Source organism: Streptomyces sp. NPDC020996 (assembly GCF_040641355.1).
GTDB lineage: Bacteria > Actinomycetota > Actinomycetes > Streptomycetales > Streptomycetaceae > Streptomyces.
In genome coordinates this window covers 69,651-91,395 of record NZ_JBFADM010000009.1, presented here as the reverse complement: position 1 = coordinate 91,395, position 21,745 = coordinate 69,651, and the positions used below count along the sequence as shown (strand labels likewise).

Below are 21,745 nucleotides of genomic sequence, written 5' to 3'. Positions count from 1 at the left end.
GTATGTCACCAACGTCCCGGGGGTCCACGCCAGGACCTCATCCGAGCAGGCGTAAGAAGCACCACCGCCTGAGGCTGCCTGATCCCCCGGCTGCCCAAGGCCTCCCGCCCGCCGACCGCACGCTCACCGGGTGTCGCCGGTCCGAGTCCGTAGGCTGCCGACGGACTCGGCGCCGGGCTCGCCGCCGGACGGGACCGGCCCGCGGCCGGCTGTTCGAGGGCCCCCGGGCTCGGCTCAGTCGGTGTCGCCGAGTGCTGCCATGGGGGTGGCGCGGCCGGCCCGGCGGGCGGGGAGGAGTCCGGCGAGTGCCGTGACGGCCGTCAGGGTGGCGAAGACCGTCAGCAGCCGGCCCGTGGGCAGCAGCAGCGGCGCCGGTGCGACGGCGAGCCGGACGGCCAGCCAGGCGTACGGGACCCCCAGCGCCAGCCCCAGGATGCCGCCGAGGGCGCCGTACAGGGCGGCTTCCGCGGCGACGGTCCGGCGCAGGGAGCCCCGGCCCAGGCCCAGGGCGCGCAGCAGGCCGAACTCCCGGGTGCGTTCGACCGCGGTGAGGCTGGTGGTGGTGACCACGCCCACGACGGCGATGAGGATGGTGAGGCCGACGAGCCCGAGCGCGGTGGTACCCATGAGCCGGATGTCGCCGAGGGTGACGTCCCGCAGCTCGGCCGGTACGTCCAGGCCGGCCTCGTCGGGGTGGGGGAGCTGGGCGGCGACGGCGGCCTCCAGGGCCCTGCGTGCCTGGCCTCGCGCGGCGAGGCCGTCGGACGAGGCGTTGGCGAGGATGCCGGTCGGCCGGGCGGCGGCGCCCAGCCGGCCGAGGTCGGCGGGTGTCACGAAGAGTCCCGTGCCGGCCGGGCCGTCCCCGGCGAGGGTGGCCGCGACCGTCAGCCGGAGGCGCCCGTGGGGAGCGCGGAGGCTGACGGTGTCCCCCGCGCGCACGCCGAGGCCGTCGGCGAGCACGGCCGCCACGATCACCTCGCCCGGACGCAGGGCGCTCAGGCTCCCCGTCGCCGTGTCGATGTCCCGGGCGGTGCGCAGTGCCCGCAGGTCCAGGTCGGAGACGGTCTGCTCGGTCGACCCGACCGTGATGTCGAGCGTGCGGTAGGCGAGGACGTCGGACAGCCGGGGGGAGGCGGCGAGCCGTCGGACCAGGGCCGGCGGGAACCCCTTGGCGTCGGTCACGCGGAAGTCCGCCGGCGCCTCGACGGCCAGCTTGCGGTCCGTGTAACCGCCGACGCAGGCGACGGCCACGAGGGCTCCCCCGACGAGCGCCACGCCGAGGGCGACCACGACGGACACCGCGGCGGCCCGGCGCGGTGCGCCGCCGACCACGCCGACCGCCAGCCTGCCGGTGGTCCCCATCCTGCGCAGCGGCCATCCGGCGACCGCCAGCACCGGGCGGACCAGCAGCGGGCCCAGCGTGATCAGCGCCAGGAAGGCCAGGGCCGCCGAGGCGACGGTCACCAGCAGGGAGGTGACGTCCCGGTCGTAGCCGCCCGCCCCGGGCTGCGGCAGGTCGCTGAGGAGCAGCGCCACCAGCCCCAGGGCCGTGACGGCGAGGAACAGTCCGGTGGCCAGCCGGGCGGGGTGGAGTCGGTGCTCGGCGGTGACGGTGGAGGCGGCGCGCAGGGCCTGCAACGGCGGCACGTGCGACGCCGACCGTGCGGGGGCGAGCACCGCGCCGACCGTCACCAACGCGGCGCCGGCGATCACCAGGGCGGCCTGCGCGGCGGGGAAGCCGGGCGCGGCCAGGTCCTGTCCGGCGGCGCGGGCGGCCGGCGGGGCCAGGTGCCCGGCTCCCCAGGCCGCCAGCACACCGAGTGTCCCCGCGACGGCCCCCGCCAGGGCGCCTTCGGCGACGAGCGCGGTGACGAGCTGCCGTCGCTGGGCGCCGATGGCACGCAGCAGCGCGAGTTGCCGCAGCCGCTGCGCGAAGACGATGCGGAAGGCCGAGGTGGCGACCAGGGCGGCGGCTCCCACCGCGACGGCCAGGAACACGGCGATCAGCTGGAAGACCTCGCGGTACTGCGCGAGGGCGGCGCGGGCCTCCGCGGCCCGGATCGTGTCGCCGGAGCTCACCCGGGCGTGCGGGGACGGCGTCCTCAGGACGTCCCGTACTCTCCGGGCGGTCTCCTGGGCGCCGGCGCCGTTCACGGCCCGGATGTCGAGCCGTGAGTAGCCGGACAGGGCCGCGATGCGCAGGATGTCCTGCCCGGTCGCGTACCCGGCGGCGTCCCGGTCGGCGTTCGTGGCGCCGCTGACCACGCCGGTGACCGTCAGCGTGGAGCGGACGGTCTTCTCCGGGTTGCCGGGGTCGGGGAAGAGCAGGGTGACGCGGCGGCCCGGGGCCAGCCGGAGCTCTTCCGCCGCCGGACGGTTGACGGCGATCCGGCCGGGCCCGTCGGGATAGCTCCCTTCGACGAGCCGGACCCGGGACAGCGGGCCGGTACCGGGGTCGGCGCGCAGTTGCAGATACTTCTGGGACAGGCCGCCGGAGACCGGGGCTCCGGCGTCGGCCCGGGCCGCGACCTCGGCCACGCCGGGCAGCGCGCGGATCCGCCGCAGCGCCGCCGGGCCGATCGAGGCGTCGGTGTCGGTCACGACCAGCGAGACCGCCGCGGGCGTGCCGCGGAAGTGGGCGCGGGCGGTGTTCTCGGTGATCTGCTGCGCCATGACGGTGGCGAAGACGACGAAGGCGGCCACCAGGACCGACGAACCGGTCGTCAGCATGCGGGCCGGGCGGCGCAGCAGTTCCGCCAGCTGGGACCCCAGGACGCTCGCGCGCCAGGTGACGGACGTCGTCATCGGGTCCTCACCACCGTGCGCAGCGCGTCGGTGACCTCGGTCCGGGTGGGGGCGTCGAGGTCGTCGACGACGCGGCCGTCGGCGATGACGATCACGCGGTCGGCGCGGGCCGCGGCGTCCGGGTCGTGGGTCACCATGACCACGGTCTGGCCGAGGTCGCGTACGGAGTCCCGGAGGAAGCCGAGCACCTCGGTGCCCGCGCGGGAGTCGAGGTTGCCGGTGGGCTCGTCGGCGAAGACCACGGCGGGGCGGGCCGCCAGGGCGCGGGCCAGCGCTACCCGCTGCTGCTGTCCGCCGGAGAGTTCGCCGGGGCGGTGGGCGAGGCGGTCGGTGATGCCGAGGACGGTGACGAGGCGGTCCAGCAGGGCCGGGGCGGGGCGGCGGCCGGCCATGGTGAGCGGCAGCACGATGTTCTCCAGCGCGGTCAGCTGCGGGAGCAGGTTGAACGACTGGAAGAGGAAACCGACCCGGTCGCGGCGCAACCGGGTCAGTTCCCGGTCCGACAGGCGGCCGATGTCGGTGCCGTCCAGCACGACCTGGCCGGAGGTCGGGGTGTCCAGCCCCGCCAGGCAGTGCATCAGCGTCGACTTGCCCGAGCCGGACGGCCCGACGATCGCGGTGAAACGGGCGCGGGCGAAATCCGCCGTTATCCCGTTCACCGCTGTGACGTCGGACTGCCCCTGCCGGAATTTCTTCACCAGGTTCACGGCCGAGATGATCCCCGCGGTCACGTCAGAATTCCTTTCCGGTCCGGAGCCGCTCCGCTCCGAAAACGTCATCGCGTCGCGTCCGTCAGGAATCGAATGCGGGCAGGGTGAGGGTGATACCGGCGTCCGTGCAGTGGCTGTTGGCCTCCTTGGCCATCCGGGCGAGTTCCTTGCCGGTCGGCGGCTCTCCCTCCCCCTTGGCGTGCAGGACCGCCCACCCCTCGTAGTTGGAGATCTGCGCGCCGAGGTAGCCGTCCTTCATCCGCGCCCTGCGCATCGTGGCCGTGCGCTGCCCCCAGGCGTCAGCCGCCTTGGCGTCCTTGGGGAGCCGCTGCGCCTCGTCGACGATCCGCTGCGCCAGCCGGCAGTCCGCGGCGGATGCCTGACTGGGCTTGTTGTGTTCGTGCCAGCCGTATGCGGCAGTGGCGGCCACGACGGCGGCGAGCACCACGCCGCCCGCCCCGAAAACCAGGGACCTGTTCTTGCGGACAGCGCCAAAAACCGCCATGGCCATAACCTCCGAGTAGTTCCGCCGGCGTTTTCCGGCGGGCCGTGGAAGTAATCCTCGGAGTTCGGCGTCCCTGGCACATCGGAGCACGATCGAATGTCGGGCGCGGGCGCTTGCGACCGCAGTCGCAGCGCGGGTCTACGACCACGGTCGTAGCCGCGGAGCGACGTTCTCGAACCGACCCGCGAGAGCACGCGGACAGCGCCACGCACGGAGGCAGCCCGACGCACGGAGGCAGCCCGACGCGCGGAGGCAGCCCGGCGGAGACCGCCGAACGGCGGGACGGCGGGACGGCGAGACGGCGGGGCCGCGGGGCCGCGGGGCCGCGGGGCCGCGGGGCCGCGGGGCCGCGGGGCGATCCGGCGCTGCCGCGTCTTACCGCCGCGCCGCCTGGCCTCTCGGCCTGTCGGCCTGTCGGCCTGTCGGCCTGCCATCTTCTCAGGCCCGCTCACGGCCCCGCCCCCCGCCTGGACCGCGGCCCGGACGCCGTCCGGACACCCTCACCGTCCGCCCGCGCCCGGACACCGCCCGGCCCGCGCCCCGTTCAGGGCGCACAGGGATCAGCCGACGGGGCGCACGAGGCCCGACTCGTAGGCGAACACCACGGCTTGCGCGCGGTCGCGCAGGTGCAGCTTGGCCAGCACCTTCCCGAAGTGCGCCTTCACGGTGGCCTCGGCGACGAACAGACGGGCGGCGATCTCGGCGTTCGACAGCCCTTCGGCGACCAGTTCCAGCACCTCACGCTCCCGGGCGGTCAGCACGGCCAGCCGGTCGTCACGCCGCGGAGGCGGCGCCAGCTTCCCCGCGAACCGGTCCAGCAGCGCCCGCGTGACCCGCGGAGCGACGACGGACTCGCCGGCGGCCACGACACGGATGGCCGACACGACGTCCTCGGCCGGGGAGTTCTTCAGCAGGAAGCCGCTCGCCCCGGCCTGCAGCGCGGCGAAGGCGTCCTCATCGGTGTCGAAGGTGGTGAGCACGAGCACCCGGGGCGCGGTGCCCCGCTCGGCGAGCCGCCGCGTGGCCTCGATGCCGTCCATGACCGGCATGCGGATGTCCATGATCACGACATCGGCCTCGGTGTTCTTCAGCAGTCTCAGGGCCTCGGCGCCGTCCGCGGCCTCCCCTACGACCTCCATGTCGCTCTGCGTCGACAGCACCATGGTGAATCCCGCCCGGATCAGCGGCTGATCGTCCACCACGGCCACCCGAATCGGCCTGCCCAGGTCCCCACTCGGGTCCGTGTTCATGTCCGTGCTCCCGCCCTTCACGTCGCCGCCCCCGCTTTCGTCGGAAGATCCGCTTCGACCCGCCATCCCGCGCCGAGGCGCGGTCCGGCGGTGAAACGGCCACCGGACACCTCCACCCGCTGACGCATGCCCACCAGGCCGTTGCCGCCGCCGGCCACGCCCTCCGCGCCGGCAGGCGCCCCCAGCCGGCCGCCTCCGTCGTCGGACACCTCGATGTGCACGACGTCCTCCTCGCAGCTGAGCGTGACGGCGACCTGCGCGCCGGGTCCGGCATGCCGCAACGCGTTGGTCAGGCACTCCTGGACGACCCGGAACACCGTCAGCTGGTCCGCGGTCGGCAACCGGTCCCGGTCGCCGTGGACCGTCAGGGTCACCAGCAGTCCGGCCGTACGGGCCCGTTCCACGAGGGTCTCCAGACCCGCCAGCGACGCCCGGCGCCGGCCGTCGCCCAGCTCGGACCCCTCCTCCTCGACCTCGCCCGGAGCCCGGCCCGCGCGCAGGACGCGCACGATCCGGTGCATGTCCTCCAGCGCGTCCCGGCCGGTGGCGGCGATGGTCCGCAACGCCGTACCGGCCTTGTCCGGATCGGTCTTGAGCACGTAGCCGACCGCGTCGGCCTGGAGGATCATCACCGCCAGGCTGTGGGCCACCACGTCGTGCAGTTCCCGGGCGATCTCGGCCCGCTCCCCGGCCGCGGCGAGCTGCGCCAGATGCCGCCGCTCCCGCTCCTCCGCGGCGGCCTTCTCCTCCAGGCCGGCCGCGTACAGCCGCCGGGTCCGCAGCACCACGGCCGTCAGCCACACCGCCACGCAGATGCCGAGGAACGCCACGAACGGCACGAAGTCCATCGACGCCGCACCTGGCGTGAACAGGCTGTCGACTCCGCCGAACCCCAGCACCACGCCGACCACGACCACCGCGCCCGCGGTATAGACCTGCCACATGGCACGGGCGTGGGTGACCACCGACACCATCGCCACCAGGACGGCCATGTCGTAGCCCGTCGGCGCGCCCGCCTGGGCCTCGTCCGGAACGACGGCCAGCACGTACTGAAGCAACGCCAGCGCCGACACCACACCCAGCACGGTCATCGGCCGCCGCCGCCGGAACACCAGCGTCAGCGCCATCGCCCAGCCGATCGCCTGGTCGTACCCCTCGCTGTAGTAGGAGGCCGAACAGGCCACCATCCCCGCGACGGCGACGTCGTAGGCCGTATGCATCCAGGGCCGAAGAGGCAAACCACGCACCATGGCCGCCACGCTACGCCAGGAGGACGCCAGAGCGCCGACCCCTGGTTTCGGCCAACTCGCTTCACCTGAAGGCCTGATGTGACGGCCGGCGGCTACGTCGCCGAGCACGTAGCCGGGGCGTTCTCGTACTCGGCGGAGAGGCGGATCAGCTCATCGAGCCGATCGTGCGCCCTGGTCAGGGCGTCGATCTGGCCCCTGATACGGGCACGCTCGTCCATGAGCCGGCGCGTCATCTGCGGGGTCGCGACGAGAGTGTCCAGGAACGGAAGGATCTGCCGGATCGCCTTGCTGCTCAGACCGGCCGCGTAGAGGAGCTGGATGAACTTCACCCGCTCGACGGCGGACTCGGGGTACCGCCGGTGGCCGCTGGGGCTGCGGTCGGCGATGACGAGCCCCTGCTCTTCGTAGTACCTCAGCGCACGGACGCTGACTCCAGCGCGTTCGGCCACCTTTCCGATACGCATGACACCTTCCGTCACTCCGGGCTTGATCCTCACGTCGACGTGAGGTTCTAGCGTACGTCTCATGAACCTCAACGGAGCCACTGCGCTCGTCACCGGAGCCAACCGCGGCATCGGCCGCCACCTCGCTGCCCAGCTCGTCGAGCGGGGCGCGAAGGTCTACGCGACCGCCCGTCGTCCCGAGTCCATCGATCTCGACGGCGTCGAGGTCCTCGCCCTGGACATCTCCGCCCCGGACGCCGTCGCGGCCGCAGCCCGCACGGCGGGCGATGTGAACCTGCTGGTCAACAATGCCGGCATCGGAGGCGGCACCCTGCTCGGCGACCTACAGGCGGTCCATGCCGCACTGAACGTCAACTTCTGGGGCACGCTGTCGATGGCCCGCGCCTTCGCACCGGTCCTCGCAGTGAACGGCGGGGGCGCGATGGTGAACATGGCTTCCTCGGCATCATGGTTCGTCTTCCCCGGCAGCAGCGCCTACGCGGTCTCGAAGGCAGCCGTGTGGAGCATGAGTCAAGCGCTGCGCCAGGAGCTGGCCGGTCAGGGCACGCTCGTCACCTCGGTACATCTCGGGGCGGCCGACACCGACATGATGAAGGGCTACGACGTGCCCAAGACGGACCCGGCCGAGGTCGCCCGGATCACCCTCGACGGCGTCGAGGCCGGCGCCGTCGAGGTGGTGGTCGATGAGTTCACCGAAATGGTCAAGGCGTCGCTGAGCCGGGACCCGCGGGAGTTCGACAAGCAGTTGCACCAGTTGCTGAACTCCTGACCGCAGTCCAGGACGGTTGTCCCCCGTGCGAGCTACACGCAGGTGTCCACTGAGCGGTGACGATTCGCGGGCGGCCGATCCGTAGCGTTCGGGCCAGCCGCGGCACCTGGGCCGCGGATCCTGTGAGGGAGTCATCATGAGGCTGGTCTGGCAGTTCCTGGCGGTCGCGGCGGTCGCCTTCGTCGGGGCGCAGTGCGTCGCCGCGGTGCAGGGGAACTGGCTCCTCACCCTGGTCCTCGGCCTGCTGACGGCCGTGGCCGCGGTGCTGGTCTACGGCTGGGTGGTACGGCGGACCGAACGGCGGCCGAGCACCGAGGTGGGGCGGGAAGGCGCCCGGGCGGCGTTCGTGCGGGGGGCGCTCATAGGCGGGGGCACCTTCGCGTGCGTCATCGGGAACATCGCCTTCCTCGGGGACTACACCGTCCACGGTGCGGGGTCGGTGACCGGCGCGCTGGGGGTCGTCGGGTTCATGGCCGCCGCCGCGGTGACGGAGGAACTGCTTTTCCGGGGCGTGCTGTTCCGGATCGTCGAGGAACGCACCGGGACCTGGATCGCGCTGGTGTCGACCGGGATGCTGTTCGGAATGATGCATCTGTTCAACAAGGACGCGACCTTGTGGGGCGCCCTCGCCATCGCGATCGAGGCCGGCGGCATGCTCGGCGCCGCGTACGCCGCCACCCGCACCCTCTGGCTGCCGATCGGCCTGCACTTCGGCTGGAACTTCGCCGAGTCCGGCGTCTTCGGCACCGAGGTCTCCGGCAACGGAGGAGCCCAGAAGGGGCTGCTGGACGCCACCACCTCGGGCGCCCAGCTCGTCACCGGCGGGCAGTTCGGGCCGGAGGCGAGCGTGTACTCGGTGCTGTTCGGGCTGCTGGTGACGGTCGCGTTCCTGTGGCTGGCCAAGCGGCGGGGGCATCTGGTGCCGCGTCGGCGCCGGGGTGTCCAGGCCGGCTCCGTCGCTACACTGCCCCGGTGATCAGTCCTCGGCAGGCGCCCGGGTGGTGGCAGCGGCTCGACGTCACGGTCCGCGATCTGCTGCTCGGACTGCTGCTCCTGGCCGGGTCGTTCCTGCCGGTGCTGCACGACAAGGGGACGCAGGTCGGGGACCTGCCGACCCGCCCCTTCGACGCGCCGGCCATCGTGGTGCTCGGGCTGGAGTGCCTGCCGCTCGCCGTGCGCCGGCGCCGGCCGGCCGTCTCGCTCGCCCTGGTCTGCCTCGGCTTCGCCGTCGACCAGTTGCGCGGCTACCACTCGCTCGCGAGCGCCGCGCTGCCGATCGCCCTGATCAGCACCGGCGCCCATCTGGAACGGCACCGGCGGCCCGCCGCGCTCCTGTTCTCCGCGGCCTACGTGCCGTTGGCGGTCGCGCTGCACCGGCTGGGGTCGGGGGGCGAGACGGCGAGCGGGTTCGTGACGTTCTATCTGGCGCTGGTCCTCGCCTGGGGCGTCGGGGCGTGGCTGCGCTCCTCCCGGGCCGCCGAGGCCGACCGCCGGCGGCGCGTCGCCGAGGACACCCGCACCGCCGAGCGCACCCGGATCGCCCGCGAACTGCACGACGTGGTGACCCATCATGTGACGGCGATGGTCGTGCAGGCGGAGGCGGCCCGGTATCTGACCGGCGCACCCGAACGCCTCGACCAGACGCTGACCAACGTCACCGACACCGGGCGGCGGGCCATCTCCGACCTGCGCCATCTGCTCGACCTGCTCAACCCCGACCACGGCACCGGCACCGGCACGAGTGGCGGCAGGACACCGGCGGCCGGCCGGCTGCGCACCCTCGTCGAGCAGACCCGCCGGGCCGGGCAGCCGGTGGAGTTCACCGAGGAGGGCGCGCCGGCCGAGTCGGCGGGCAGCGCCGACCTGGTGGTCTACCGGGTGGTGCAGGAGGCCCTGACCAACGCCCTCAAGTACGCCCACGGCAGCCCCACTTCGGTCCTGGTCCGGTACGGCGAGAAGGAGATCTCCGTGAAGGTCGGCACGGACGGCTCCGGCCCGTCCACCGCGTCCCCCGGCGGGAGCGGACGGGGCCTGGCCGGTCTGCGGCAACGCGTGGACGTGCTGGGCGGCGAGTTCAGCGCGGGACGGGAGGCGGGTGGCGGGTTCGTCGTCCGGGCCCGGATACCGGTGGGGAACCCGGCGTGAGCGGCGCGGGCGGGGCACCGATCCGGGTCCTGGTCTGCGACGACCAGGTGCTGGTGCGCACCGGGCTGGCGACGATCATCGACGCCCAGCCCGACCTGGAGGTGGCGGGCGAGTGCGGGGACGGGCAGGCCGCGGTCGACCTCGCCGGCCGGGTGCGCCCGGACGTCGTGGTGATGGACGTCCGGATGCCGGTCCTCGACGGCATCGAGGCCACCCGGCTGCTGGCCGGTGCCGGGGTGCCGAATCCGGTGAAGGTGCTCGTGGTGACCACGTTCAACCTGGACGAGTACGTCTACGAGGCGCTGCGCGCGGGCGCCAGCGGCTTCCTGCTCAAGGACGCGCCGCCGGACCGGCTGCTGCACGGCATCCGGACCGTGGCCACGGGCGCGGCCCTGCTGGACCCCGAGGTGACCCGGCAGCTCGTGGGCCGCTACGCCGCCCGGATCCGCCCCGCCGACGGCGGCACCCCGCCCGGCGTTCCGCTGACCCCGCGCGAGCTGGAGGTGCTGCGTCTGATCGCGGACGGCCTCTCCAACAGCGAGATCGCCGCGGCCCTCGTGCTCAGCCCGGAGACCGTCAAGACCTTCGTCTCCCGCATCCTCGCCAAACTGGGGCTGCGCGACCGCGTCCAGGCCGTCGTCTACGCCTACCGCCAGGGCCTGGTGACCTGACCGCGTCCTGCCGGTCGGCGTCCGTCGTACCGCGCAAAAAGGCCCCCGCGGGAGCGCGGGCCTTGCCGTCTTCGCCGGCCGGACAGGTCTGCACGCGTAGTGCGCGGTGGGGCGGGTCGGACTCGAACCCACGGCCGACGGATCATGAGTCCCTTCCGGATCTTCCGATCCGTCCCCACTCTTGCCTCGATCTGCCTATAACCGCAGGTCAAAGAAGGTCAAAGGCACTTTGCCATTCTGGCTCCGCGTCGGCTTTCCTGATCCTTCCGGGTCCTTCCGGGTCCTTCCGTCCCCTGCGTGTCCCCTGCGTGTCCTCTGGCGATCACGAGAGCCGGCATTCGCACCACCGCCGTCGAGGCCCCTGCCGGGGACCTGGACACGCGGTGAGGCGGCTCCGGCGCCGTAGCCGCCCCGCTCACTGGCCGAGGTCGGCCAGCAGGTCGTCGAGTACCGTCTCCTCCTCGATGCGCACGCCGAGTTCGGTGAGGGCCGCGGGCAGGTCCGGGTCCCACGCGGCGGTGGTCGACGTGCCGGTCAGGGGCGAGGCCAGCGGGGCGGCGGCGACCGCGCTGCGGTAGTCGGCGGCGGTGTAGCGCCAGGGGTGCCAGGGGACGCGGCGCAGCAGGGCGGAGGCGATGCGCAGACCGCCCCAGTCGAAGTCGCCGTGGTACAGCAGGGCCGTGCCGTGGGTGTGCACGTGCCGCAGCAGGGTGAGGGCGGCGGCCGAGGGCTGGCCCTGGAGGCAGACCAGGGGCGGGCAGGCGGTGCCCAGAGTGTCGGCCGCGGTGGCCAGGACGGCCGGGTTCTCGCAGACGTACGCAGTGCGGGGTGCCGCGCGGGGCGGAGTCCGGCTGAGCTGGCGCAGGGTGAGCACGACGGGTTCGCCGGCGTCGGCCGCCCAGTCGAGGGCGGGGGTGCCGCGCAGGCCGAGGGTGAGGACGGTGGAGGACAGGGCGTCCTTGAGGAGCCCGGCGGAGGCCCATGCCTCGCGGCGCCACTCGGCTCCACTGCCGTCCGGGAAGCCGGTCAGGGCGCGGGCGCCGGACAGGACGAGGGTGGCGAGCGGGGTGCCGTCGTCGAGGGCGTGGGCGTCGCCGAAGGTGCCCGCGGCGAAGGCGGGCAGGGACACGGCGGGCTCGGCCGGGAGCCGGCGCAGGGCCTCGGCTGTCTCACCCAGCAGGCTCTTCGCCGACTGCGGGGTGCGGGTGAGCCGGCGTGCGAGGCCGTCCCCCCGCAGCCGCTCGGCCCAGTCGGCCAGTTCGGGCCTATGGGTGTGGATGAGCTCGTCGAGCGGGGCGTACGCGTCCCGCCAGGCGCGCTTCTCCCGCGCGCGCACGTCGGCCAGCCGGGCGACAGGTCCCGTGAGGGCGGCTACGGCTGCTGCCAGGCCGTCGGGGCTGATGCCGGAGCGGCGCAGGACGGCGTCCACGGCGTCGAGACGGATACTCAGCGCATGCCCGGCGCCGGGGGCGCGGCCCAGCAGCCGTTCAGCGGCGGTCCGCTGCCCGGCGGTGGGGGCGCTCAGGGTGACGGGGCCGGTGAGGGGTTCGTCCCTGGCCATGCGGCGGCGTACGCGGTCGACCAGCCAGGCGAGGTCGGGGCCGCCGAGCAGGCGGGCCAGACGGTCACGGTCGACGGGCGCCGGGGGCTGCCGGGGCGCGCTCGTGCCCTCGTTCACCTCCACAGGGCGTCCTGGCTCTCGGCAGCGGGGGTGGTGGCCTGTGCCGGGAGGGGCACGAGCCCGTGGCCCGGCTCGGTACCCCGCGCCCGTTCGGCGCCGTCCCACTCCCAACGGGTCACCAGGACCGCCGGGATCTCGTCGACGCGGGAGAGCTGGGCGATGGCGATGCCGGGGACCTGCGGGTAGCAGGCCCATTCGCGTTCACTGGTCATGACGACGTCGAGCTCGAAGGCGTGCAGCAGGCCCAGGCACTTGGCGCGGGAGTCGTCGTCGACGCCGGCGAACGCCTCGTCCAGGGTGACCAGGCGCGGGGCGTGCGGGGAAGCCGTGGCGTAGTGCGAGGAGGCCGCCGCGAACAGCGGCACGCTCACGGCCAGGACGCGTTCGCCGCCGGAGGCGGGACCGGTGGCCGGGACCCACTTGCCGTGCTGGTGGCGTTCGACGCCGAACTCGTGCCAGGCGCGGTAGTCGAGGGCCGCGGTGAGCACCTCCAGCCAGCTGCCCGCCGTGTCCTCGGCCTGCCTGCGGGCGATCTCGGCCTGCAGGAACTCACCGACCGCGGCCCGGTCCTCCACCGTCCAGGCGTCGGCGGACTGGCGCAGCCGCTCGCGGACCTGGACGAGCCCGGCCGGAGCCTTGCGCGAGGGGCGCCACACCAGGCGCAGCCTCATGCCCGTGGAGGTGGGCCGTTCCTCAAGTTCGGCGTTCATGGCCCGCACCTGACGCTCGGCGGCGCCGATCAGCTCCTGCAAGGTGCCGGCGACCTCGGTGAGCAGGTGGGTTTCGAGGATCTCGCGTTCGTGCGCGGACAGGATGCGGGTCAGCTCGGCGACCTCCGCGGCGAGGGCCTCCGCAAGCTCAGGGACGGCCCGCTCACGGCCCTGGTAGACGATCTCGACGACCATACCGTCCTCGACCATCCGGGCGGAGGCGCTGTGACCGCCCCGGGAGAGCGCGTCCTGGAGCTTCTTGTACTCCTCGCTGAGCCGTTTCTGCACGCGTTCCCAGGCGCCGTCGGAGTCGTCTGTGCCGGACAGTTCGGCCTCGATGGAGCGGGCGAGGGCGACAGCCGGGGTGGCGGCCCACGGCCCGGCGTCGAGCTGGGGTACGGCGGCCTCGGGCAGGGCGACGGACAGCAGGCCGGTGGCCGTGAACCGCTGGAGGGCGGCGATGGCCTCGGCGCGGGCAGCGGTGGCCTCCCGTACGTCCACCTCCAGGCGTTCGATGTGGCCCTGGGCGCGGTGGGCGCGCCGGTCGGCGGCGGTGTGGTCCTCGCGGGCCCGCCGCTGGTCGCTCTCGCAGGCGGCCAGGGCGTCGGCGGTCTCGGCCAGGCGGCGCTGAAGTTCCGCGACGGCGGCGCCGACAGTGGAGCGCAACGTGGTGTGGCGTTCGTCGGCTGCGGCGGCGAACCGGGCGGACTCCTCGGCGCGCAGGGACAGTTCGGCCACCCGGGTCCCGGCCCGCTCGGTCTCGGTGCGCTCCTCGGCCAGGGCGCGCGCCGCGTCGGTGCGCTCCCGCAGGGCAGGCCACAGGGCGGCGAGGACGGCGCTGTAGTCGGCCAGGGCCTGGCGGACGGCGGCCAGGCCCGCCCGGTCCGCGGGCAGGTTCACCGCGGCGGCGGTCTCGGCGAGTTCGGTGGCGGCCCCGGCCTCCTGCCGGGCCACCGCCGCCAGTTCGGCCGAGCGTTCGTCGCGACGGACACGAGCCCGGTGGGCGGCGTCGGAAGCGGCGGCGGCGAGCGCGTGCGCGTGCCGCAGGGCGGCGTCGTCGGGGACGGCCACCAGCTCGGCGTCCAGGGTGCCGCGCCGCCGGTGCACGGCCACCAGCTCGGCGTCGAGCCGGGTGATGTCGTCCGCCAGCACGGCGAGTTCGTCACCCACAGCGGTGATCCGGGCCCGGCGGGCCTCCTCACGGGCCCCCTCGCCGACGTACACGGCCGCCGGTTTCGACCAACTACCGGTCAGCGCGCCGACGCGGAAGCGGCCGTCGGCCGCCACCCAGGTGTCACCGGAGCGGCCGGAGCCGAGACCCACGGCCGCCAGCAGCCGGGAGACGGTCTCCTCACCGACCGCCAGGGCTCGTGCGTCGCCGTGGTCGACGGCGGGCCGCAGCGCGTCGGCGAGAGTCGGCCCGCCCACGGGGTCCCCCGGCGACAGCAGAATGTCGTGCCCGTCCGCGCGGACGGCGGTGCCGTCCGGGTACACCCAGGCGTCCAGCAGTCCGCAGGCCTCCAACGCGGCCTCCAGGCCCGCCCGTTCGGCAGCCGACACCTGCTCGCGGAAATCGACCAGCCGCCACAGCGGCGCCCCCGGCGCCTGGTCGCGGACACCAGGCGTACGGGTGTGCGGTGCCGTGGGGCCACGCTGGCCGCCCGCCTCCAGCTCGGCCAACTCCCGCTCGGCCTCGGCGCGTCGGGCCCGGAGGGCGGCGAGTTCCTGTCCGAGGGCGGCCGTCCGGTCGGCCAGGTGCGCCGTTCGCTCGCGGTGGGTGTGAGCCGCCTGTTCCCGTGCCGGAAACGGTCCCTGACAGTGCGTCACCCAGTCCTGGAGGCCGTCCAGCAGCCCGGCCGGATCGGTGACCGCCAGTTCCTCGCAGGCGTCCAGATGCGCGCGGACGCGGGACACGAGGTCCCGGCCCGCCTCGGCGGCCCGCTCCTCGGCCTCGGTCTGGCGGCCGACGGTGTGGCCCACCTCGGTCTCGGCCTCGTCCAGCCGGCGGGCGGCGGCGCGCCGTTCGGCGGCGGCCTCGTCGGCGCGGGCCGCCAGCTCCTCCACCTTCTCGACGGTGCGTCGCCTACGGGCCACCGACTCCTCGGCCGTCCGCCGCAGTTCGGCCTCCGGTACCCCGCCGGTGCGCAGCTCGCCGTCGAGACGGGCCGCCGCTGCCGCCTCCCGCTCGCGGGTGAGGGTGTCGGCGACCCGCTCCTCGGCCGCTTCGAGGCGCCGCCCGGCCGTCTCCAGGCGGCCGAGCGCCCGGGTGTGCACCTGGGCTGCCTCGTCCCGGTCGGCCTGGGCGCGGGCCAGCTCCCCCGCGGTGCGGCGGGCGTCGGCAGCCGCCTGCTCCAACTCCCGGGCGCTGCGCATCTCGGGGCCCTCGCGCAGGGCCGCCTCCTGCGCTTTCAGACGGGTGGCGGTCTCCTCCAGCTCGGCGATCCGCTCCGCGGCCGCGGCCCGGTCCTGTTCCGCCTCCTCCCGCTCGGCACGAGCCTGGACGAGGTCGCGGTGCAGCTGCTCGTAGCGGGCGTGCTCGCTGCGGGGCAGCCGGGCCCGGCGCCGCGTCGCGACGCGGGCGTAGCGGCGGTAGTGGTCCAGGAACGCGGAGGAGGCCCGCTCCGCCTCGGCGGCGGCCCGCAGCTCCTCCTTCTCCTCGTCCAGGGACCGGAACGCCTCGGCCACGTCCGCCACGACGGCCTGGTCCATCGGTGGCAAAGCTTCGGTCAGCGCCCGGGACAGCGCCGTCTCGTTGGGCCGCTTCGACAGCTGCGGCTGGCGCAGCTGGATCAGCAGGTCGACCAGGGCGGCGTAGCGCCGCTCGCCGAGCCCGAACAGCGCCTCGTCGACCGCCCTGCGGTAGGCCGTGGCCGTGTCGTACACCATGCCGCGCCCGGCGACCGCGTCCGCGAGCCGGTCCCGCGACAGCGCCGTCCCGGTGGCGTCCAGCAGGCTCAGCTCCGCACCGATGCGCTGGTCGGTGACGGCGTACCAGTGGCGGGCGATGCCGCGCCCCGCCACCGCCTTCAGCCCGCAGGCGAGCGTGCGGAAGTGGGCCTGCCCGGTGTCGGTGTCGACGCGGCCGAACTCGATCCAGGTGTAGCCGAGCCGCTCTGGGTGCGGGTGCTCCCCGCCGAGCAGCAGGTTCCACTCCATCCGCTTGCCCGGGTCGGCGTCCGGCTCCACGCGGCGCGCGGACAGGTCGCCGTCCAGCAGGAACGGGAGGGTGAGGGCGAGGACCTTGGACTTGCCGGTGCCGTTGTTGCCGCGCAGCAGCAGACGGCCGTCGCGGAACCAGAACTCCTCGGTGTCGTAGTAGAAGAGGTCGACCAGGCCGATGCGCAGCGGCCGCCAGCGGCCGGGGGCGGGCTGGGGCAGGGCGGTCACGGCTGTGGGGCCTTTCGCTGGGAGGTCTTTCGTCGGGGGGTACGTTCGCCCGGCTCCACCACCACCGTCTCGCCGACCGCGTAGCGGGCGAGCGCGGGCAGCGGGGCCACGCCTCCGGGCGTGCGGGTGACCAGGGCGAGCGCGGTCAGTTTGGCCAGCGCCTGCTCGACCAGCTCCCCTTCCGCGCCGGGCTGTCTGGCGCTCTTGGACCAGAACCCGCCGTGCTCGACGGCCAGTTCGCGCACTCGGTGCTCCAGCTCCGTCCGGCTCACCTCGCCGCCCCTGGCCGCGAGGTGCTCGGCGAGCAGCAGGGTGACGTGCCCGTGGGTGCCCTGCTCCGGCATCCGTACGTCGGTCAGGTCGTCCTGGGGGTCGACCATGGCGATGCCTTCGGCGCGTACCTCCGCCACCAGGCCGGTCAGTTCGCCGACTCGGGCGGTGAGGAAGGCGCGCTGGCGGGTCAGGTAGGCGAGTTCCTCGTCGGTCAGCTCGTCGTAGTACAGGACCGGGTCGTCGAGGAGGCGGCGGGTGAGTTTCTGGCGGATCGCCCGGAACCGCAGCTCGTCGCTGTCCAGGGCGCTCTCCGCGGTGAGCCGGCCCAGCCGTTCCTCGAAGCCGTCGGCGGTGATGGTGGAGGGTCCGTGGCGGGCGGCGAGCAGTCCGGCGAGGACGCGGCGCTGGACGTCGTAGAGCACGTCGCCCGTCCCGCTGACGTAGGCGTCCTCGTCCCCGGCGACCCGCCGCAGCACGCCGTGGCGCAGCAGCAGCCGTACGACGGCGGCGAGGTCCAGGCGCTCGTCGCGCCGCTCCAGCGTGAACTCGATCCCGGAGGCGGCCAGTTGCGGGTCGGCGGCGTCGAGCATCACCTGTTCGGCGAGTCGGCCGAGCGCGATCTGCGCCTCCCCCCGCTCCAGCGCGGCGAGCGCCAGACACAGCAGCACATAGCGGCGGCGGGTGAACGGCGCACCGGCGCGGGACGCCTCCCGCGCCGGGTGGGTGGCGTCGGCGAGGGTGCCGGGTGTCTTGCGCAGCCGGGCGGCCTCCGCGTCCACCCGCAGCGACCAGCCGGTGTTGCGCTCGAACCAGTCGCGCAGCTCAGCGGCATACTGCCGGACAAGGCGGTAGGCGTCGGCGTCCGGGCCGTGCGCGAGCAGCAGCGGCTCTTTCAGCAGGGCACGGGCGGCCTTGTGGAACTCGGCCGCGCGCCGGCCGTCCAGGACCTCGCCCAGGGGTGTGGTCATCGCGCCTCCCGCGCGGGGATGCCCGCGGTCAGGTCGGTGATCTCGACGAGGTGGTCGGGGCCACGGAACACCCCGGCCGGGGTGCGGATCTCGGCCGCCGTACCGTCGGTGAGCGTGGTCAGCCGGATCTCCATCGTGCCGTCGTTGCTGGTGGTGACGGCCGTCGTCATTCCGGGCCGCCAGGTGGCCAGGGCGTCGCCGAGCAGCCGCAGGAACAGGCCGAAGGCCACCGGGTCGAGTTCTCCCAGCGCGGACAGCCGGGTGGTGCCGTCCGTCGCCAGCCGGGCGCGGGCCGCGGCGATCTCCTCCGCCTGCTTGACGGCGAGTTCGGCCAGCAGTCGCCGCTGTTCGGAGCGGTCCTGCACCCTGCGGGGCTTGCCGCGCCGCTCGTAGCTGCCGGTGCGGCGCAGCTGCGGGCTGATCCGCAGCGGCTCGGCCTCGGCCCACGGGGTGGAGGCGGCCACCGGGCGGGCCGTACGGTCGGCGAGGGTGTCGGCGTCGACGGTGAGATGCCGGGCGGGATACAGCCCGAACGCGGCGCGCCACAGCCGGTGCCGCGCCGCGTCGTCGGGGGCCTCGGCGAACCAGCGGGCCAGGGTGCGGAAGTCCGCCGACCGGTCCGAACGCCCAGCCCGCCGCTCGTTCAACTGGCGTACGACGGCGAGAAGTTGCGGGATCGCTCCCAGGGCGCGTCCGCGCAGCAGCCGGGCCTGGGACTCACTGCCTTCGGCGGACACGAACCAGGCGGAAAGGCCCGCCCACTTCGCCGCCCACCGGGCATACGCCCGCACCTCGGCGGTCTCGGCCTCGTCCGGGGCGGCGTCGGCCGCCTCCCGCGCCGCCGCGAGCCGCAGCAGCGCACCGGCCCGTCCCCGCTCCTCAAGCTCGCCGATGAGCAGGGCGATCCGCCCACCGAGGGTGATCAGGTCCTGGATGAACCGCTCCAGGTACTGGATCAGCCGGTCCTTGTAGGCGAGGAACACCTCGACCCCGACGCCGTGCAGGTCGATGGTGCGCTGCAGCGACCCCATGAACGCCCGCGCGTTCTCGGCCAGTGCCTCGAACCGGTTCGTCAGCGTGGACAGCGCCAGGTGGGCCTTGGCCGGATCCGGTTCACCTTCGTCCTGCTCTGCGGCGATCACCAGCAGGGCTCGCAGCTGCGTGACGATGTCGTGCAGCGCCACCGCCTGCAGCGCGCCGCGCCGCCCCAGCGCCTCGTCGTACGCGGACAGCGCCTGCTCGGCGGCCTCGCCGGCCTGCGTGAGCTGGTATATGAACCGCTTGCGGTAGAAGTCCTCGACCGCCGTGACCCGCGACGTATCCGGATCCGCCCGCAGATTGCCCCAGTCGACGAGACTGTCCAGCGCCTTGACGACGGCGTCCGGATCGGCGGGGCGGCGCTCCGCCGGCAGCGCGACGTGTACGTCCTCGGGCCGCAGATGCACCGCGAACCGCTCCTTGGCCGTCAGGAACGCCTTCATCACGTCGCGGTAGAGGGCACTGTTGGGTGCGGTGAGGTGCGCGAACGGCGCGTACGAGGGGTTGCCGGAGGATCCCGGGGACTCAGCGGGGCGGGGATCAGTACGGTCGGGACGGGCGGGCTGAGGCGTCATCGTGCCGACATTGTCTTGGACTCGAACCCCAACCTGAAGCCGAGGCCCGACCTTCACACCGAGTCACCCGAGCCAGGCCCCATGGGGTAGAGACGGCCATACGGCCGCCGAACTGTGGCATGGACCCGGCCGCCGCCCTTCCAGCGACCTTCACCTGGCGCGGCCGTCCGATCCGTTCCGGCCACGCCGGTCGCGGCTCCGCGCCGGCGACTCGAGGCGATCAGTGGACGCCGACAAGACTCGTACGATATCTTGTACAAGTCGAGAGAGGAGGAGACAGGCATGTCCATCACCGCCAGCGAGGCACGTCAGAACCTGTTCCCGCTGATCGAGCAGGTCAACGAGGACCACGCTCCCGTTCACATCACGTCCCGCAAGGGGAACGCCGTCCTGATGTCCGAAGAGGACTTCAACTCCTGGATGGAGACCGTGCACCTCCTGCGCTCCCCCAAGAACGCCCGCCGTCTGCTCGACTCCATCGCCGAGGCGGAGACCGGGAAGGCTCGGCAGCGTGAGCTCATCGACCCCGACACGGGGCGTGCGTGAAGATCTCGTTCACATCGCACGCCTGGCAGGACTACACCTACTGGGCCGAGACCGACCGCAAGATGATCAAGCGCATCAACAAGGTGATCGACGACACCATGCGCGGTCCCTTCAAGGGCATCGGCAAGCCGGAGCCCTTGAAGGGGGACCTGTCGGGCTACTGGTCCCGGAGAATCGACGACACCCACCGACTCGTGTACAAGCCGACCGACGACGAGTTGATCATCGTCCAGGCCCGGTACCACTACTGACACCAGCGCGTACACACGACCGACCTCGGACCCAGAAGCGCCGCCCGGCACGCGGTGAGCGGGCACCGGGCCCGCACCCCTTCCCAGCCCGTGCCGGTCGAGGATGTTCACCAGCTTGCGCCGACGTTTCAGTTCCGCCCGCAGGCCGGCGAGACGGCCGGTGAACGCCTCCTGCGTCCCCAGCACACGAGGGCAGTCACGGGCACCCAGCAGCAGCCCCGCCAGGCGCTCGTAGGCACGGTCGCCGGTCGGCTCCTTCGACCGCTCGACCAGCCGCAGGTAGACAGCGAGCGCCTCGGCCGGATGCGACTCGCGCGAGAGGCCGGCGAGCTGCTCCCACTGCCGGTCGTCGGCGAGGCCGGTGGCCTCGCGCCAGGCGGCGTCCACATCGCCGTCGCCAAGGAGCGCGTCGATCAGCGCGGGCCCGCCGTACCGGCCGCCCCACTCGCGGCGGGCGCCTTCCCCGAGAGTGGCCAGCGCGGGCCCCGACGCGCGGGCCCTCGCACCGCGGTTCTGGAACCTGGGCCAGAGACCCGATCGAGGGCTCGAAACGACATTTCCGCAGGTCAGAACGTTTCCTTGACCTGCTTTTGGTGGGGCGGGTGGGACTCGAACCCACGGCCGACGGATTATGAGTCCGAAGTTTCCACTCTGGCTCACTCCAGCTCACTCCGGGTGTTCCGAAAATCCCTGCTCGTGAGGGCCTATCACTCCGGCTCACTCCGTGGATTCTGGCCCGCTCAGGGACCTCCGCTCACGCACCGCTCACGCACTGCCTTGGTGGCCGCGTGAGGCTTGACCTGCGCTGATCTCATTCTCCCGCACTCCCCCGCGCACCACAATGCCCAGACATGGAAGCGGCCCCGTCCGGCGTCGGCGTGCCGGTCGGGGCCGTGTTCAGGGGGTGCGTTGTGCGGCTTGCTCGTCTGGTGGGGTGGCCCGCCGCAGGCCCACGGGGGAGGGCGCTGCGGCGGGCCCGTCCCGTGCCCGGCACACCGCCGCGCCGGGCACGGGGGCCTACTGGGGCCAGCGGTACCCTTCGGCGGCGCCCTCTGAGGGGCGGCCGTTGTAGTAGTCGACGTGGTCCCCGTCCGAGTGGATACCTGGGGGCCTGGTGCAGCGGCCGCCTCCGCCGGGGCGCGGCGCCGAGCAGTAGCCGGCGGCGCGGCCCGCAGCGAGAGACGCCTGCTCGTCGGCGTCAGCGGCGGCCTTCCGGCCGGTCATCGCCGAGCCTCCCTGATGAGCCGATTGAGGGCGCGGCCGATCTCGCAGCCGGGGGTGTCGGCGCAGCCGTCGGTGCAGGCGGGTGCGTGGTCGAGGAGGGCCCGGTACGCCCGGTCACGGGTGCACGACCGGCAGGAGCGCGGGTACCAGCGCTGTCGGGCGCTGTCCGGTGCGCTGTCCAGGGGGCTGAGCTGCTCGCCGTAGTCGATGGCGGTCTCTGCCGTCAGCGGGCCGCAGGCGCACCATACACAGTCGGCGCCCCGCTTCTGGCCGTCCGTGACGCCGCTGATGGCGGGGAGGTGGAGGAGGGCGAGGGCGGCTGGCGGCAGGCCTGTCGCGGTGCCTGTGCGGGCGGTACTGTGCGCCATGTCGATGCTCCCTCGAAGCGTCGGCCACGCCCCCGGGCCCGGCAGCCGCGGGGGCTTTCTGTGTCTTCGCAGCGTAGACCTAGCTAGCTAGGGTGGCTAGGCGAAACAGGCTATCTCGTCTCGCTGGGTGAACGGAGTGAACCTAGCGTGACGAT

The 21,745-nt window shown here is 73.7% G+C and carries 18 protein-coding genes; 6 read left to right on the top strand and 12 right to left on the bottom strand.

What is annotated here, in order from left to right; all coding sequences use genetic code 11:
* Positions 1–234: 234 nt before the first annotated feature.
* From AB0G63_RS09530 to AB0G63_RS09505, 6 genes are all read right to left on the bottom strand, one after another.
* Positions 235–2,805 carry an FtsX-like permease family protein gene (locus AB0G63_RS09530; protein WP_360746838.1) on the bottom strand — a complete coding sequence of 857 codons (2,571 nt, stop codon included), beginning with the start codon at positions 2,803–2,805 and terminating at the stop codon, positions 235–237.
* On the bottom strand, positions 2,802–3,584 hold the full coding sequence (locus AB0G63_RS09525; protein ID WP_360746835.1) for an ABC transporter ATP-binding protein: 783 nt from the start codon (positions 3,582–3,584) through the stop codon (positions 2,802–2,804). The genes AB0G63_RS09530 and AB0G63_RS09525 overlap by 4 nt, the downstream gene beginning before the upstream one ends.
* A gap of 13 nt (positions 3,585–3,597) precedes the next feature.
* Positions 3,598–4,020: a hypothetical protein gene (locus AB0G63_RS09520; protein ID WP_360746832.1), complete on the bottom strand. Its 423-nt coding sequence runs from the start codon at positions 4,018–4,020 to the stop codon at positions 3,598–3,600.
* Between the two features lie 560 nt (positions 4,021–4,580).
* On the bottom strand, positions 4,581–5,270 hold the full coding sequence (locus AB0G63_RS09515) for a response regulator transcription factor (protein WP_360746829.1): 690 nt from the start codon (positions 5,268–5,270) through the stop codon (positions 4,581–4,583).
* A gap of 17 nt (positions 5,271–5,287) precedes the next feature.
* Positions 5,288–6,520: a histidine kinase gene (locus tag AB0G63_RS09510; RefSeq protein ID WP_360746827.1), complete on the bottom strand. Its 1,233-nt coding sequence runs from the start codon at positions 6,518–6,520 to the stop codon at positions 5,288–5,290.
* A gap of 92 nt (positions 6,521–6,612) precedes the next feature.
* On the bottom strand, positions 6,613–6,984 hold the full coding sequence (locus tag AB0G63_RS09505) for a MerR family transcriptional regulator (RefSeq protein WP_360746824.1): 372 nt from the start codon (positions 6,982–6,984) through the stop codon (positions 6,613–6,615).
* Between the two features lie 61 nt (positions 6,985–7,045).
* On the opposite strand from AB0G63_RS09505, the gene AB0G63_RS09500 reads away from it, so the two are divergent.
* The 4 genes from AB0G63_RS09500 to AB0G63_RS09485 all read left to right on the top strand — a co-directional run bounded on the left by AB0G63_RS09500 (position 7,046) and on the right by AB0G63_RS09485 (position 10,569).
* Positions 7,046–7,753, top strand: a complete 708-nt coding sequence (locus AB0G63_RS09500; RefSeq protein WP_360746821.1) for an SDR family oxidoreductase — start codon at positions 7,046–7,048, stop codon at positions 7,751–7,753.
* Positions 7,754–7,889: 136 nt separating this feature from the next.
* Entirely contained in the window at positions 7,890–8,729 is an 840-nt protein-coding gene (locus AB0G63_RS09495; RefSeq protein ID WP_360746818.1) for a CPBP family intramembrane glutamic endopeptidase, read from the top strand.
* On the top strand, positions 8,726–9,898 hold the full coding sequence (locus AB0G63_RS09490) for a histidine kinase (protein WP_360746815.1): 1,173 nt from the start codon (positions 8,726–8,728) through the stop codon (positions 9,896–9,898). The genes AB0G63_RS09495 and AB0G63_RS09490 overlap by 4 nt, the downstream gene beginning before the upstream one ends.
* Positions 9,895–10,569 carry a response regulator transcription factor gene (locus AB0G63_RS09485; RefSeq protein ID WP_360746812.1) on the top strand — a complete coding sequence of 225 codons (675 nt, stop codon included), beginning with the start codon at positions 9,895–9,897 and terminating at the stop codon, positions 10,567–10,569. Before AB0G63_RS09490 ends, AB0G63_RS09485 begins: the two co-directional genes overlap by 4 nt.
* A gap of 415 nt (positions 10,570–10,984) precedes the next feature.
* Here AB0G63_RS09485 and AB0G63_RS09480 read toward each other — a convergent pair whose 3' ends face one another.
* Genes AB0G63_RS09480 through AB0G63_RS09465 form a run of 4 tightly spaced genes read right to left on the bottom strand, consistent with a single transcriptional unit; the run spans position 10,985 to position 19,201 of the window.
* Entirely contained in the window at positions 10,985–12,253 is a 1,269-nt protein-coding gene (locus tag AB0G63_RS09480) for a TIGR02679 family protein (RefSeq protein ID WP_360746809.1), read from the bottom strand.
* Positions 12,244–16,347 carry a TIGR02680 family protein gene (locus AB0G63_RS09475; RefSeq protein ID WP_360746806.1) on the bottom strand — a complete coding sequence of 1,368 codons (4,104 nt, stop codon included), beginning with the start codon at positions 16,345–16,347 and terminating at the stop codon, positions 12,244–12,246. The genes AB0G63_RS09480 and AB0G63_RS09475 overlap by 10 nt, the downstream gene beginning before the upstream one ends.
* Positions 16,344–17,588, bottom strand: coding sequence for a TIGR02678 family protein (locus tag AB0G63_RS09470; RefSeq protein ID WP_360746803.1), 1,245 nt, complete (start codon positions 17,586–17,588; stop codon positions 16,344–16,346). Before AB0G63_RS09470 ends, AB0G63_RS09475 begins: the two co-directional genes overlap by 4 nt.
* Positions 17,585–19,201: a TIGR02677 family protein gene (locus AB0G63_RS09465; protein WP_360746801.1), complete on the bottom strand. Its 1,617-nt coding sequence runs from the start codon at positions 19,199–19,201 to the stop codon at positions 17,585–17,587. Before AB0G63_RS09465 ends, AB0G63_RS09470 begins: the two co-directional genes overlap by 4 nt.
* 282 nt (positions 19,202–19,483) lie before the next feature.
* Here AB0G63_RS09465 and AB0G63_RS09460 point away from each other — a divergent pair, with 282 nt between their 5' ends.
* Positions 19,484–19,747 (top strand): type II toxin-antitoxin system prevent-host-death family antitoxin, encoded by a 264-nt coding sequence (locus AB0G63_RS09460; protein ID WP_360746798.1) that lies wholly within the window; start codon positions 19,484–19,486, stop codon positions 19,745–19,747.
* A complete protein-coding gene (locus AB0G63_RS09455) occupies positions 19,744–19,998 on the top strand; it encodes a Txe/YoeB family addiction module toxin (protein ID WP_360746795.1) in 255 nt (84 codons plus the stop codon). Before AB0G63_RS09460 ends, AB0G63_RS09455 begins: the two co-directional genes overlap by 4 nt.
* A 1,017-nt stretch (positions 19,999–21,015) precedes the next feature.
* On the opposite strand, the gene AB0G63_RS09450 is transcribed toward AB0G63_RS09455, so the two are convergent.
* A complete protein-coding gene (locus AB0G63_RS09450; RefSeq protein WP_360746792.1) occupies positions 21,016–21,222 on the bottom strand; it encodes a hypothetical protein in 207 nt (68 codons plus the stop codon).
* On the bottom strand, positions 21,219–21,590 hold the full coding sequence (locus AB0G63_RS09445; protein WP_360746789.1) for a hypothetical protein: 372 nt from the start codon (positions 21,588–21,590) through the stop codon (positions 21,219–21,221). The genes AB0G63_RS09450 and AB0G63_RS09445 overlap by 4 nt, the downstream gene beginning before the upstream one ends.
* Positions 21,591–21,745: the final 155 nt, after the last annotated feature.

Bases quoted from the DNA above. Each gene is read 5' to 3' on its own strand.
- AB0G63_RS09530 (WP_360746838.1), bottom strand. From the start codon at position 2,805: ATGACGACGTCCGTCACCTGGCGCGCGAGCGTCCTGGGGTCCCAGCTG.
- AB0G63_RS09525 (WP_360746835.1), bottom strand. From the start codon at position 3,584: ATGACGTTTTCGGAGCGGAGCGGCTCCGGACCGGAAAGGAATTCTGAC.
- AB0G63_RS09520 (WP_360746832.1), bottom strand. From the start codon at position 4,020: ATGGCGGTTTTTGGCGCTGTCCGCAAGAACAGGTCCCTGGTTTTCGGG.
- AB0G63_RS09515 (WP_360746829.1), bottom strand. From the start codon at position 5,270: ATGAACACGGACCCGAGTGGGGACCTGGGCAGGCCGATTCGGGTGGCC.
- AB0G63_RS09510 (WP_360746827.1), bottom strand. From the start codon at position 6,520: ATGGTGCGTGGTTTGCCTCTTCGGCCCTGGATGCATACGGCCTACGAC.
- AB0G63_RS09505 (WP_360746824.1), bottom strand. From the start codon at position 6,984: ATGCGTATCGGAAAGGTGGCCGAACGCGCTGGAGTCAGCGTCCGTGCG.
- AB0G63_RS09500 (WP_360746821.1), top strand. From the start codon at position 7,046: ATGAACCTCAACGGAGCCACTGCGCTCGTCACCGGAGCCAACCGCGGC.
- AB0G63_RS09495 (WP_360746818.1), top strand. From the start codon at position 7,890: ATGAGGCTGGTCTGGCAGTTCCTGGCGGTCGCGGCGGTCGCCTTCGTC.
- AB0G63_RS09470 (WP_360746803.1), bottom strand. From the start codon at position 17,588: ATGACCACACCCCTGGGCGAGGTCCTGGACGGCCGGCGCGCGGCCGAG.
- AB0G63_RS09465 (WP_360746801.1), bottom strand. From the start codon at position 19,201: ATGACGCCTCAGCCCGCCCGTCCCGACCGTACTGATCCCCGCCCCGCT.
- AB0G63_RS09460 (WP_360746798.1), top strand. From the start codon at position 19,484: ATGTCCATCACCGCCAGCGAGGCACGTCAGAACCTGTTCCCGCTGATC.
- AB0G63_RS09450 (WP_360746792.1), bottom strand. From the start codon at position 21,222: ATGACCGGCCGGAAGGCCGCCGCTGACGCCGACGAGCAGGCGTCTCTC.
- AB0G63_RS09445 (WP_360746789.1), bottom strand. From the start codon at position 21,590: ATGGCGCACAGTACCGCCCGCACAGGCACCGCGACAGGCCTGCCGCCA.